General features: G+C 60.6%; 11 protein-coding genes and 1 rRNA gene. 9 read left to right on the top strand and 3 right to left on the bottom strand.

The window, feature by feature from the left end:
* Together ACP5VX_RS01730 and ACP5VX_RS01725 are read left to right on the top strand one after the other, a co-directional pair.
* Positions 1–1,045 (top strand): 23S ribosomal RNA (locus tag ACP5VX_RS01730); the annotation flags it as partial.
* Between the two features lie 248 nt (positions 1,046–1,293).
* Positions 1,294–2,157: a geranylgeranylglycerol-phosphate geranylgeranyltransferase gene (locus ACP5VX_RS01725; protein WP_428724177.1), complete on the top strand. Its 864-nt coding sequence runs from the start codon at positions 1,294–1,296 to the stop codon at positions 2,155–2,157.
* Here ACP5VX_RS01725 and ACP5VX_RS01720 read toward each other — a convergent pair.
* Positions 2,146–3,144: a bifunctional phosphoglucose/phosphomannose isomerase gene (locus ACP5VX_RS01720; protein WP_428724176.1), complete on the bottom strand. Its 999-nt coding sequence runs from the start codon at positions 3,142–3,144 to the stop codon at positions 2,146–2,148. The genes ACP5VX_RS01725 and ACP5VX_RS01720 overlap by 12 nt on opposite strands.
* Before the next feature lie 65 nt (positions 3,145–3,209).
* On the opposite strand from ACP5VX_RS01720, the gene ACP5VX_RS01715 reads away from it, so the two are divergent.
* On the top strand, positions 3,210–3,842 hold the full coding sequence (locus ACP5VX_RS01715; RefSeq protein WP_428724175.1) for a hypothetical protein: 633 nt from the start codon (positions 3,210–3,212) through the stop codon (positions 3,840–3,842).
* 6 nt (positions 3,843–3,848) lie between these two features.
* Here the strand turns inward: ACP5VX_RS01715 and ACP5VX_RS01710 are convergent, their stop codons facing one another.
* On the bottom strand, positions 3,849–4,124 hold the full coding sequence (locus ACP5VX_RS01710; RefSeq protein ID WP_428724174.1) for a hypothetical protein: 276 nt from the start codon (positions 4,122–4,124) through the stop codon (positions 3,849–3,851).
* Between the two features lie 302 nt (positions 4,125–4,426).
* Here ACP5VX_RS01710 and ACP5VX_RS01705 point away from each other — a divergent pair, with 302 nt between their 5' ends.
* The 6 genes from ACP5VX_RS01705 (at position 4,427) to ACP5VX_RS01680 (ending at position 11,762) form a co-directional block, all read left to right on the top strand.
* Entirely contained in the window at positions 4,427–6,037 is a 1,611-nt protein-coding gene (locus tag ACP5VX_RS01705; protein ID WP_428724173.1) for a hypothetical protein, read from the top strand.
* A gap of 83 nt (positions 6,038–6,120) precedes the next feature.
* On the top strand, positions 6,121–7,047 hold the full coding sequence (locus ACP5VX_RS01700) for an N-glycosylase/DNA lyase (RefSeq protein WP_428724172.1): 927 nt from the start codon (positions 6,121–6,123) through the stop codon (positions 7,045–7,047).
* A gap of 34 nt (positions 7,048–7,081) precedes the next feature.
* On the top strand, positions 7,082–7,681 hold the full coding sequence (locus ACP5VX_RS01695; protein WP_428724171.1) for an HD domain-containing protein: 600 nt from the start codon (positions 7,082–7,084) through the stop codon (positions 7,679–7,681).
* Between the two features lie 86 nt (positions 7,682–7,767).
* Positions 7,768–8,904 (top strand): radical SAM protein, encoded by a 1,137-nt coding sequence (locus tag ACP5VX_RS01690; protein WP_428724170.1) that lies wholly within the window; start codon positions 7,768–7,770, stop codon positions 8,902–8,904.
* Between the two features lie 3 nt (positions 8,905–8,907).
* On the top strand, positions 8,908–9,273 hold the full coding sequence (locus ACP5VX_RS01685) for a hypothetical protein (RefSeq protein ID WP_428724169.1): 366 nt from the start codon (positions 8,908–8,910) through the stop codon (positions 9,271–9,273).
* A 62-nt stretch (positions 9,274–9,335) separates the two neighbouring features.
* Complete coding sequence (locus ACP5VX_RS01680; protein ID WP_428724168.1) at positions 9,336–11,762, top strand: valine--tRNA ligase; 2,427 nt, start codon at positions 9,336–9,338, stop codon at positions 11,760–11,762.
* 12 nt (positions 11,763–11,774) lie between these two features.
* On the opposite strand, the gene ACP5VX_RS01675 is transcribed toward ACP5VX_RS01680, so the two are convergent.
* Positions 11,775–12,473, bottom strand: coding sequence for a metallophosphoesterase family protein (locus ACP5VX_RS01675; RefSeq protein ID WP_428724167.1), 699 nt, complete (start codon positions 12,471–12,473; stop codon positions 11,775–11,777).
* Positions 12,474–12,512 lie beyond the last annotated feature (39 nt).

The following is a 12,512-nucleotide window of genomic DNA, read 5'->3' as shown; positions in this document are numbered from 1 at the left end:
GGGTACAACCCGGCGAAGCGCCGCTGAAGGCCGGGAGTAACTCTGACTCTCTTAAGGTAGCCAAATGCCTTGCCGGGTAAGTTCCGGCGCGCATGAATGGATCAACGAGGTCCCCACTGTCCTGGCCCGGGGCCCCGTGAAGACACGGAGCCGGTGCACAGGCCGGCAACCCCCCGCAGGGCGATAAGTCCCTGTGGAGCTTTACCGCAGCCTGGCGCTGACCTCTGGGCTGTGGTGCGTAGCGTAGGTGGGAGCCTGTGAAGCCACACCTCCGGGTGTGGCGGAGGCGCCAATGAAACACCACCCACCACAGCCTGGGGGCCTCACCCCGGGGGTGACCCTGGGGGACAACGCCAGGTGGGCGGTTCGGCTGGGGCGGCACGCCCGCGAAAAGATAACACGGGCGCCCAAAGGTCGGCTCAGGCGGGTCAGAGCTCCGCCGTAGAGTGCAAGGGCAAAAGCCGGCCTGACCGGACCCTTGAACACAAGGGGTCCGGCCGGGAAACCGCGGCCTAGCGAACGCTCGTGTCCCCCTCGGTGGGGGCCGGGCATGACAGAAAAGTTACCCCAGGGATAACAGGGTCGTCGCGGGCGAGAGCTCCCATCGACCCCGCGGTTTGCTACATCGATGTCGGCTCTTCCCATCCTGGGGGTGCAGCAGCCCCCAAGGGTGGGGCTGCCCGCCCATTAAAGGGGAACGTGAGCTGGGTTTAGACCGTCGTGAGACAGGTCGGACTCTACCCGCGGGGGGCGCGGGCCGCCTGAGGGGAAGGTGCCCTCAGTACGAGAGGAACGGGGCGCCGCGGCCTCTAGTGTACCGGTTGTCCTGGCGGGCAACGCCGGGCAGCCACGCCGTGTGGGGTAACCGCTGAAAGCATCTAAGCGGGAACCCCTCCCCGAGACGAGGCGGCCGTCCGCTACGGGGTCACCCGTGGCGGGTAGGGCTCCCGTAGAAGACGGGGTTGATGGGGCGGGGGTGTAAGCCCCGAGGGGTTCACCCGAGGGGTTCAGCCCGCCGCTCCCAAGAGCCCGACGCCGTAGCTACTCACCCGGGAGCGAGGGCGTTAGCCCACGCGGGCTCGGGCGCGTCTCCTGGTAGGCCTACCTGCGGCGTAGACCCCCTCACTACATATTCTCGCATCTCGTTCTCGGGTACAGGAGTAGTGTAGGCTAGCTTGTCGTATGCTGGGAGGAGGCCTCAGCTAGGGTAACGCTCTTCACCGGTCCGTAAACCGTCGTCTCATCACACCGTATTTAACTCTGTTTCCCGAGTTTAAAACAGTGGTGTGTTGCTTGGGGCTGCGCGACTACGTAGCGATGACGAGGCCCGTCAACAGCCTCATGAGCGGCCTGGGCGCCCTCATGGCTGTCCTGGTCTACAGGGGCTACACTCCACCAGACGTCCTGGTGGCCGCGGTCGCTACTTCGACGGGCTACCTCTCCACGGCGGCCTCGATGCTCGTGAACGACTACGTGGACGCGGCGGCGGACGCGGTGAACAAGCCGTGGAAACCGATACCGTCAGGCCGGGCCAGCCGGGAGGCCGCGAGGAGCCTCGGGCTAGCCCTGGCAGCAGCCTCTATAGCCCTGAACGCGCTACTCGCGCTCGCCGGTCGGGGCGTAGGCTGGCCGCCCGCCCTGGTCGCAGCGGTCTACACCCTAGCGGGGCTGGCCTACAGCTACCTCAGGGCTCACTGGTGGAGCCACCTACTCGTCTCGCTCTCCACCACGGGGCCCGTCGTCTACGGCTACGTGCTCGCCGGGTCTCCCCAGGGAAAGCTGGCGTTCACAGCCGCCTTCGCACTACTCGTCTTCCTCGTTACCACGGGCAGGGAGGTGGTCAAGGCGCTACAGGACGTGGAGGGCGACAGGAGGGCCGGCTACAGGACGATACCGATAGTGTTCGGCGTGGAGGCGTCGAGGAGGCTGGTCCTCGCCGTCGGGGCCTCGGCGCCCCTCCTAGCCCTGGCCGCGTACGCGTTCAGCGGGAGCGCGGCCTTCCTAGCCCTCATAATGTTGGCGGCGGCCGCCTACCTACACCAGGCGGTGAAGGCCTACTCCAGGCCCACGGACAAAAAGGTGCTGGAGGACGCGAGGGTGAAAATGCTGGCTTCGATGGTGCTGGGGCTTGTCGCGTTCTGGGCCTCAGGGCTTTAGCGGGCCCGTCCCGAAGATCCTCCCAGCCGCGCTCTTGTACCTCGCAATACTCTCCGTCGCAGCGGGGTCCAGCCCCCGCTTCAGCGCCAGCTCCACGCTAGCCAGCCCGAACAACATGGCGGCGTAGAGTACCTTCCCCACCTTGTTCGCCCCCCTCAACGCGAGTACCCTGACCCTCCTGCCCCTCCTCTCGTGCTCCCCCACCATGAACTCGACGAGGCCCCTCCCCGCCTGGTCGTCGGGGTCGTAGAACGCGACAACCCGGTATTCGTCGAACAGGGGCTTCTCGTAGCCGACTATGTCGTTGTGCATCCACTCGGGTGCCACGTCTACCTTGACCACGATCTTCGAGTTCTCGTTGAACTCCGACTTAGCCCTCACGGCCAGGGGCTCCAGGGGGCTGTGGGTGGCGACGACGAGGAGCTCTCTGCTGTAGGCGAACTCCGCTAGCGATGAGGCCTCGCCGGCTATCTCCCCCGCCTCTCTCTCCAGCTGCCTCTTGGCTTCCTCGACCTCGGCTCTCGACGCGACGGTGAGGCCGCTGGAGTCCAGTACGCCTAGCACGCCGGTCAGCATGTGGGGGAAGCTCACCCTGGGTAACAGGCCTGCAGGGGTCTTGAAGACGGGGAGCCCCCTCTCCACGGCCAGCCTCTCGAGCAACCCACCGCTGGTCACAGCCACTACCCTGGCCCCCTTCTCGAGGGCCCTGGCCGTGGCCAGTAGGGTCTCGTGTGTGTTCCCACTGTAGCTCACGCTGACGAAGAGCGTCCTAGTGGACACGTAAGATGGGACTATGTGGGACTTCACAACCTCCACGGGGACGCTGAGCCTTTCCAGCGCCAGTAGCTTGACGACGTCCCCGACGATACCGCTACCGCCCATCCCCGACACCACGATGTTCTCGAACGGCCCCTCGACAGAGACGCTACCCCACTTGGAGAGCGCGTCCTCCACTAGTCTAGGCCAGTTGAGGTAGTCCCCCCGCATGATGCCGCCCAGACCACTTTTTATGGCGCAGGGAGTATTTTTAGTGTAGGCGAGAGGAAGCCCTCTTGCGCGTAGTCGAGGCGCTGGCCCGGGGCAGGCACGTAGTCTACACCAGCGACATCAACGTAGCGCTCAAGCTCGTCGCGAGGTTTGTCGAGGAGACCACCGGCGGCCGGATCAACGTCGTGGCGGAGAGGGGCGTCGCAGAGGCCCTGGCGGCAGTCTTGACCAGGGGGTTGGAGAGGGTGGTGCTAAGCGAGAAGCCCGAGGAGGGCCTGCCGGGCCCCGAGACTAGACTGGTCTGCGTAGACAAGCCGTGTTTCGACGTCCCAGCCGAGAACGTAGTCGTCTTCCTGACGCAGAGGGTCAAGGCGCCCAGGTTCTACACGAGGCACTACCTGAGGAGGCTGGACTGGGGCGTGTACGTCTTCGAGACACCCTCGACGGGCGAGAGGGTAGTCCTCACAACTAGCGGCGGCCGTCTAGTAGAGGGGACCGGCCTAGCCCCCCTCGAAGAGAGGGCTCTGGAGCTCGTCAAGAAGGCGATGCTCGACTACGGCGAGCTGAGGGTGGGCGACGTGCTGTTCCTTATAGAGAGGGAGATGGGCGTGTCCAAGAACGCGGCCAGGGAGATACTCTCTAAACTGGTGTCTAGGAGGTACCTCAGGGTCAGGAGGGGGGTAGTAGAGCTAGCGTAGAGCCCGTCAAGAGCCGAGCCTCCGCATCCCCCTCACGTACACGCCTGTCAGCGGGAGGCAGTCCTTCAGCCCCGCGAGGACGGAGTTGACCTCCTCCTCGGGCCCTATGATGTCTATGTAGAGCTGTTCCCCCCTGCTCACTACCAGCACCACGAGTTCTCCCCTGCGGTAGAGGCCGACAGGTCCATCCCTGACCGGCTCGCCCAGCAACTCCGAGAGCCTTCTCGTGATACGCGAGGGGCCCTCTGCCCCCAGCCTGACGTCGAGGGAGACGTGGTACATAGGCCACCATCGCGCGAGGGCTTGGAGTCGGAGGTGTCCAGGTAACCCCGGGCTACTGTAACCGGGTGTCGGTGGTAATATGTCTTTGCAGAGGCCACTCTAAGGCTACTCCTTACGAGGCAGCCGTGGATTGGTGTATTACCGTCAGGCGTACCCCGAGGCCCTTCCGCGTGCGTGTCGAGGCGTTGGTCGTGGACGACGAGCGCGGGCAAAAGTTTATAGATACAAAACTTGTTTAACCTTTATAGGGGCTCCTAGTGCGTGTTTGGCCACGCTGGCTCAGCCGGCATTACGTGGCTCTATTGATAGTTGTCGGGGTACTCTCGGCCTCCATACCTCTCGGGACACACCTGATGGTCGAGCCCGGGGTCTACCTGGAGTTCAGGTTCCACGAGCCCTCGCACGACAGGAATGTCGATGTGACAGACCAGCTGTCTTTGAGCAGGGACGTATACCTGTGTGTGAGGGCGGAGGCTGTCGCCCCTGTCCCAGGCGACACTCTTCTACTGGGCTTCAAGTGCTACAGGGGTATACCCCTCCTCCTAGTCCCGTACAAGAGCATCGAGCCGGCGCTGAGGGCCTGGGCCTCGGTGCTCAGGTCGAGAGGAGTACCAGGCAACGGGCAGGCAAACCACTTCTTCGGCCTGATAGTACACGCTGTCTTGCTGAACGCCTCAAGCAACAGCGTGCTGTACGAGACGACATACTCGCTCCCGGTTAGACTCGGCGACCTCTTGTCACCGCGAGCGCTGAAGTACACGGTCTCGGTGTCCAAGGCCGGGGGACTCTACCGGGCGGTCTACAGAGTAGAGAACGTCCTGTTAAGGCCTGTGAAAAACGTTGAAGTTCTCCAGGTCGAAAACGCCGAGGCGGGCACTACTCCACCGACTTCGGGTAGTGTAGACCTGAAGTGCGCCCTCGTGTACCCCCCATTCTACTACTGCGAGAGGACGTACACGAACAAGCCAGAGTACGTGACGGCGTACCTGCCTCCCAGCTACTTCAGGGTAGAGAACGGAATACTCTACGTTAAAACGCCCGTGCTGATCGCGAACAACCTCTTCTCCTACTCGGGGGTGGTCATGGTCAGCATAAATATAGGGCCCCTGCCAAAAGTAGTAGAGGCTAAGCTCACCGTCGGCACTGGAGACATCTTGCCGAACATAACGCGTGCTAGCCTGCCGGACATAAGCCTGCAGCTAGCCGGGAGAACGTGGGGAGGAAGCACCTACTACTACGGCGTCAGTTACCCGGTTTTGCCCAATTCTAGTGCGTGGTTGTACATATGGGCCAGGCCAATACAGCGGTTCGTCGAGGCCTACCTATGCAGTTCGAGTGGATGTACCCGCCTGCAGGGCCGGGACAGAGTAGAGGCGTTCATAGCAGACGTCCTGGTGAAAGGCGACATCATACAGGGGGGTGTAGAGCAGGGGTTGCCGCACCCCTACATTATGGACAAGTTCTTTAACGCAACCACTAGAACCCTGCTAGTAATACCGGGCACCGCCCTGAGCGACGGGGCGCTGAGCCCGGGCGAGTCCGTCGCTCTAGAGAGCGTATTCCAATACTACGACACCTGTGGGAGCTGGTCCGGAGTAGGGGTATCCGGCGCGGTCATAGCGATGGGTGTTTGCCCCGCCCTCGGCCTCGAGACTAGCGGCGCGGCGTGCGCGGTGGCCGCGACTCTCGCCTCAGCAGTACAGATATCGCTGGGCACCGAGCGGCCCGGCTTCTACGTTACGGGCGGTATGTATAATGTTGGCAGTTGGGAGGGCATCGGCTACAACGTCGACAAGTACGTGTACGTAGCAGTCAGCAAATACAAATACACACAACCGCCCCCATGGCCGTGCCCATGGTGCGGCAGCTGCGTCTACAATGTTCCAGCTGGCATATACTTCGAATTCGCTTAACCTCCCAATACAGTGCCTAGGCAGAGTTCTACGGCGCAGCTCTTCCCCTAAACTTGCTTTTTCCCCGTCGTGCCCACACCGGCTTGGCGAGCGTTTATTTGTACTCAACACGACATTTACTTCACGGACTACCGCATCAGGGGATCGGGACGCTGATAGTAGACCGTGATAGGGTAAGGTTCATAGCGGAGCTCTTGAGGGGTCTCGGGGGATTCCTCGAGTGCTTCGAGAGGGCCGACCCTCAGTTCAGCGCGGTGAGGCAGGTCGTTGAGAGGCTTGGCTGCGGGAAGTCCGCTGTCCTAGTCGTAGCCAACTCCCTGGTGAGCTACCAGCTCAGTACTACCGGCGAGGTGTACTGGACGGAGTTCGCCAAGTGGGTGGTGTCGTCGGCGGGAGGGCTGTACGAGGTACACAGGGGCTTCCTCGAGTCCACGCGCTTCAACAGGGCCAGGCTGTTGGACAAGCTCGACAGGCTCAGCAGGTTCTACGCTTCGAGGTTGGCGGCGGAGCTCGAGGCCGACCCGCTGAGGTACTGTGGCAACCTCCAGGGACTCGTGGAGGAGCTGGCGAGGACGGTGGGTGGAAGCCCCGAGGACAAGACGATCGCCTTCGCGGGTAAGATGCTGAGGTACGTCTGCTTGGCGTGCGGCTCGGAGACGAGGGGGGACGTAGCCGTACCCGTAGACCGGAGAAACGCCCTGCTACTGCTAGCAGGCTGCCTCGTGAGGGGGTGTGGCGGGAGCCTAGACGAGTGCGTGGGCCTGTTGATGACAAGGCAGAAGAGGACCGCCCTGGCAGCCCTCAGAGAGCTCTGCGCCACGGCCGGAGTGGACTGCGTGAAGCTGGACGCCCTCACCTGGGCACTAGCAGGGGCGCTCACGGGTAGGAGGCGGATGGACGAGATCCTGGAGGCAGTGAAGGGCTGTCTTGGCGGTGAGCGTATCGAGATTCTCTCGGAGCTCTACAGCGAGTTCTCGAAATGCCTAGAGCCCCGGACCAAAGGGGTTTAAAGACGAGGGCCCTCATGTAAACGTGGGTGCGCCCATGGAAGGAGTCGTGGCCGAGGCTAGGCGCGTAGCACGGGAGTCGCTGGGGTCGGACTTCGACCACGGGTACCCCCACGTGGAGAGAGTGAGGAAGTGGGCTTGGGAGATCGTTAGGGAGGAGGGGCTGAAAGTCGACCCCCTCGTGCTAGACCTCTCGGTATACCTGCACGACGTCGGGAGAGTCATAGGGGAGCCCCACGCCTACTACTCGGCGGTCTTCGCAGCGGGGTTCCTCAAGAGGTGGGGCTTGGACGACGCGGTCGTCGAAAAGGTTGTCAACGCCATAGAGTACCACAGCTTCAGTTACTCGCGCTCGAAGAAGGTCTGGCCTATGAGCACCGAGGCCCTCGTCCTGAGCGACGCCGACAAGCTCGATGCGCTGGGCGTGGTAGGGTTCCTACGGGTGTTCGCGTACAACTGGAAAACGGGTAGCAGTATGGACGACATCATAAAGCACTTCCACGAGAAGATATTCAGGCTCAAGGACCTGATGCACTTCGCGTACTCCAAGAGGAGAGCGGAGGAGCTGACGAGCAGGGTCGAGAGGGTGGTCAGAGAACTCTTAGAGGAGCTCTCCTCCTCGAGTGAAGGCTCGTAGGCCTCTGAGGGCCAACCCTTATCCCGTGCTTAACGGAGTGGGGAGACCTAGACACGGTTTTAAGAGTCTTATCCAAGAGAAAAGTGATGAAGACCATGTTCGAGGTCTTTGTACTTAGACCCGACGCCCTCACAGTGTGGGAGGACGGGGTAGTAAGAGAGAGGCTGTCCTGGTACCACAGCGTGATGGTCGACGAGAAGCCGGCGAAGTTCATAATCGCTCGCAAGGTCGAGGTCCCCGAGGACCCGTACAGGTTGGAAGACATGGGAGAACTGTGGAAGGTCCACGAGAGGGCTGCCAGGGACTTCGACAGCCTGCTGAGAGAGGTCAAGAGCACCGACGCGACCCCTGCCTCGTACCTGAAGACCCCCGACCCCAGGCACAGCTACCTCGACGTGAAGATAGCTATCGCCCGTAGGCTCATGGACCCCTGTAGGCTGTGCGAGAGGAGGTGCGGCGCCCGCCGGCTCAGCGGTCAGCCCGGCGTCTGCTTAATGGCCGACAAGTGCATTGTTCACTCGGCCTTCCTCCACATTGGGGAGGAGGCGCCGCTCGTACCTAGCGGGACTATCTTCTACGGCGGTTGCAACTTCAAGTGCGTGTTCTGCCAGAACTACGACATCAGCCAGGTCAACGCGAGAGGCGGCGAGGTTGTCTCGAGCCTGGAGCTCGCCAAGATCCAGAGGGCTCTAAGGCTGAGAGGTGCGCGCAACATAAACCACGTGGGGGGCGAGCCAACGCCTCACGTGGCCTTCATACTCGAGAGCCTCAAGTTCCTCGACGTGAACGTGCCGCAGCTGTGGAACAGCAACATGTACATGACCGAGGAGGTCACGAGGCTGCTCCTCGACGTGATAGACATATGGCTCCCAGACCTGAAGTACGGGAACGACGAGTGCGCCTGGCGGCTAAGCAAGGTTAGGCACTACTGGGCGGTAGCGACGAGAAACATTAAGATGGCGCACGACTCAGGGGACATGATCATAAGACACCTGGTCTTACCCGGACACCTGGAGTGCTGCACTAGGAGAGTCCTACAGTGGATATCCGAGAACACGCCGAGGGCGCTAGTGAACGTAATGGACCAGTACAGGCCAGAGCACCTAGTCCTGAAGTACCCGGAGAAGTACAAGGAGATAGCGCGGAGGCTCAGGCGCGACGAGATCCTCGAGGCTTATAAAATGGCCGAGGAATTTAAGTTAGAGTACAAACAGGTGTCTTAGCCGATGCTGCCGGACAATGTAAGGGAGGTGTACTTCAGCGACTACTACAGGGTACTGGTGGTCGAGGAGGACGACAAGGTCTTCGTAAGCGTGGACGTGTACAAGAAGGGCTTTGACTACCCTGTCACGAGAACTAGCTGCGTAAAGGAGGACTTTTGCCTGATATATTCGACTCTAGACCCAGCTTTGGCGGGCCCCGATCTCAAGGACGTGACCCTGAGCCTCGAGGTCGTGGGCTCCAAGACCCCGGGCGGCGTGGAGACGTTGAACGTCAGGTGGGTTTTGAGAAAGCCCCTCGGAGAAGACGTGCTAAGAAAGGTGTTCGAGACCTCCTGGCTTCTCATTAGGGCAAAACCCACTCCGCAGTGAGTCGTTGAACGTTTTTAATCACAAACGGCTACTTTATAACACCTAGCCGGACAGGTGTCGCGTTGCCGGAAACGTTCAAGCCTAGGATAAAGGTGACGCGCTGGAGCCCTAGTAAAGAGGTCGAGTTGCTAGAGCTGTGGGAGAGGGAGGGACTGTACAAGCCCGATCTAGACTCGAAGGAAGTAATAGTTATAGACACACCGCCCCCATACGCTAGCGGCAAGTGGCACGTGGGCGGTGCAGCACACTACGCCCAGATAGACATGATAGCAAGGTATTTCAGGATGAAGGGCTACGCCGTCGTGGTCCCCTTCTACGCCGACAGGAACGGGCTACCAGTAGAGGTACAGGTCGAGAAGAAGTACGGCGTCAACCCCCACGAGCTCTCTAAGACGCCCGAGGGTAGGGAGAAGTTCCTGGAGTTGTGCAAGCGCTTCCTAGACGAGGCGGAGAACGAGATTGTTAAGGTTTGGAGGAGGCTCGGCTGTAGCTTCGACTACTGGAGGGAGGGGACGGACAGCGTCAAGTACAGGACGATAACACAGGCGACCTTCATAGACCTCTACAAGAAGGGGCTGATCTACGAGGCCGAGAGACCCGTTAACTGGTGCCCGAGATGCAGGACGACGCTCGCGGACTCCGAGCTCGAGTACGTCGAGAGAGACGACTACCTATACTACATAAAGTTCAAAGTCAAGGAGACCGGCGAGGACGTTGTTGTGGCCACTACCAGACCCGAGCTCCTCAGGGCTTGCAAAGCCCTCGTCTATAAACCGGGCGACAAGAGGTACGAAAGGCTGAAAGGTCTGCACGCTGTAGCCCCGCTGTACGGGACAGAACTGATAATAGCCGAGCACCCGGAGGTAGACCCCTCCTTCGGCACGGGCCTTATGATGGTGTGTAGCTTCGGAGACCACGTCGACGTCAAGATGTTCAGGGACCTAGGGCTCCAGCCCGAGATAATCATAGACAAAGAAGGCAGGATGACGGACAAGGCAGGCTTCCTCGCAGGGCTAACCGTCGAGGAGGCGCGGAAGAAGGTCGTCGAGGCGCTCGAGTCGAGCGGATTCCTAGTAAAGAAAGAGGCCATTAGGCACTCGGTGCCTGTCTGCTGGAGGTGCAAGACGCCGACTCAGATCATCATGGCGAGAGAGTGGTTCCTCAAGCAGGTGGAGTTCAAGAACGCACTGATTGACTTGGTAAACAAAATCGTTTTCAGGCCGGAGTTCCACAAGAGCAGGCTAGTGTCGTGGATCAACAGCGTAGCAACGGATTGGCCTATAAGCCGGGACAGGTACTACGCCACCGAGGTCCCCGTCTGGCGCTGCACGAGCTGTGGTAGTGTGCTCGTCCCGGAGCCGGGCACTTACTACAGGCCCTGGAGAGACCCACCGCCGTGGGACAGGTGCCCAGTGTGCGGGGCGCCCAGAGACAAGCTTGTCGGCGAGAAGAAAGTGTTCGACACCTGGTTCGACAGCAGCATCTCGGTGCTCTACGCTTCTGGGTACATGCACAACCCCGACCTTTACAAGAGAGTGAAGTACACCCTGCGCCCGCAGGGCGTCGACATCGTGAGGACGTGGCTCTACTACACACTGCTGAGAGTGTACCAATTGACGGGGAAGCCGGCCTTCAGCTGGGTGAGGATAACGGGGATGGGGCTAGACGAGAAGGGTGAGGAGATGCACAAGTCCAAAGGCAACGTCATAGACCCAGACCCCTACCTGGAGAAGTACGGGGCAGACGCCTTCAGATTCTGGGCCGCAGCCAGTGGGAAGCTAGGGTACGACTACAGGTTCTCGGAACAGCTGATCAAGACGGGGCTGATGTTCGCCACCAAGCTGTGGAACATAGCGAGGTTCGTGTCTAGTTTCCCCGAGCCGGGCGACTACAAGCTGAGGCCCATAGACGAGGCGACCCTGGCCTACTTGAACGCCGTCCTCGAGAAGGTCGACAGGGCCTACGCGGAGCTAGACGTCTACGAGCCGGTACACGAGATATACCAGTTCGCGTGGAACTACTTCGCCTCTCAATACGTCGAGCTAGTCAAGTCGAGGGCCTACAACCAGAGCGGGAGGTACAGTAGCGAGGAGCAGAGAGGGGCCTGGTTCACTCTACACTACGTGTTGAAGACTCTTCTCAAGATGCTGGCGCCGATAATGCCGTTCGTCACAGACGCCATTTACAGAGAGCTCTACGGGAAGAGCGTGCACACAGAGGAGTTCCCTAGGGCGGATAAGGTGCTCGTAGAGAAGGGTTACGAGCTAGCTAAGCTCGTAGAGGAGGTCAACTCCGCTATATGGAGGTTCAAGAAGAAGAACAATATGCGGCTCTCCGACCCCGTAAAGGCCAAGGTCTACCTACCTGCCAAGCTCCGGGGGGTCTTGGAGGAGGTAGTAGACCTGCACAGGCTCGAAGATGTCGAGTTGTACGAGGAGCCGCCCGCGAACGCGGCGGACATCGGTGGCGGAGTCTACATTGCGTTGTGACCGGGTGCTTTTTCACTCGAGAGAGACCTCGACGATCCTCCCCCTAGCCGGGAAGGAGACGTTGTATACGGGAGTGTCCCCGACGACCACCCTCTCGTACACCCCCCTGTGGGCGTGAGCGTGGATAGCCAGGCTGAAACCCCCCTCGGCCAAGACTCTCTCGAAGTCAGGGTTGGCTAGGTAGTCCCAAATATCGCGGGGCTCACCCGCGAGGTTCTTGAAGGTCACCCCGTAGTGCGTCAGCAGTACGATTTTCTGACATCCACGAGCCCGGCACTCCCTGCTCATTCTCAGCACCTTCTCCGGTAGAGTCTTATAGTAGACTTTTAGACCCGGCATATGCCTCTCCTGCCACTTCGTCGGCCTGTTGAGCGCGCCCCGAGACCCTATGATACACAGCCTTGTACCGGACACCTCTAGGTCGAGGACCTCGTCGTTCAGCCACCTGATCCTCCCGTAGACTCTCCTATACTCGTCCTCAAACCCCGCGTACTCCTCGTTCCCAAAAACCGCCACAATAGGCACGCGTCCAAACCGCTTGAGGAGCTCCTCGTAGACTGGTTTAAAAGCGGCTATGTTGTTGTGTTCCACCAGGTCACCCGCGAGTAGAACCACGTCCGGCTCTACAGAACCAGCTTTCTCAAGAGCGCTCAGGAAACTCGAGGTGTAGACCGGGGCGTGTATGTCGCCGGTGGCCAGGATCAGTACCACAGCAGTACCCTGGGTAAACTTATAAAGACCTCGTTTTAT

The sequence above is a fragment of the Thermogladius sp. genome, assembly GCF_049970955.1.
Taxonomy (GTDB): Archaea; Thermoproteota; Thermoprotei_A; order Sulfolobales; family Desulfurococcaceae; genus Thermogladius.
The sequence above is the reverse complement of the archived record's forward strand: the minus strand, read 5'-3'. Positions and strand labels throughout refer to the sequence as shown.

Excerpts from the sequence above, each read along its gene's own strand:
- ACP5VX_RS01720 (WP_428724176.1), bottom strand. The coding sequence starts at position 3,144 with ATGCGGGGGGACTACCTCAACTGGCCTAGACTAGTGGAGGACGCGCTC.
- ACP5VX_RS01685 (WP_428724169.1), top strand. The coding sequence starts at position 8,908 with ATGCTGCCGGACAATGTAAGGGAGGTGTACTTCAGCGACTACTACAGG.
- ACP5VX_RS01710 (WP_428724174.1), bottom strand. The coding sequence starts at position 4,124 with ATGTACCACGTCTCCCTCGACGTCAGGCTGGGGGCAGAGGGCCCCTCG.
- ACP5VX_RS01695 (WP_428724171.1), top strand. The coding sequence starts at position 7,082 with ATGGAAGGAGTCGTGGCCGAGGCTAGGCGCGTAGCACGGGAGTCGCTG.
- ACP5VX_RS01690 (WP_428724170.1), top strand. The coding sequence starts at position 7,768 with ATGAAGACCATGTTCGAGGTCTTTGTACTTAGACCCGACGCCCTCACA.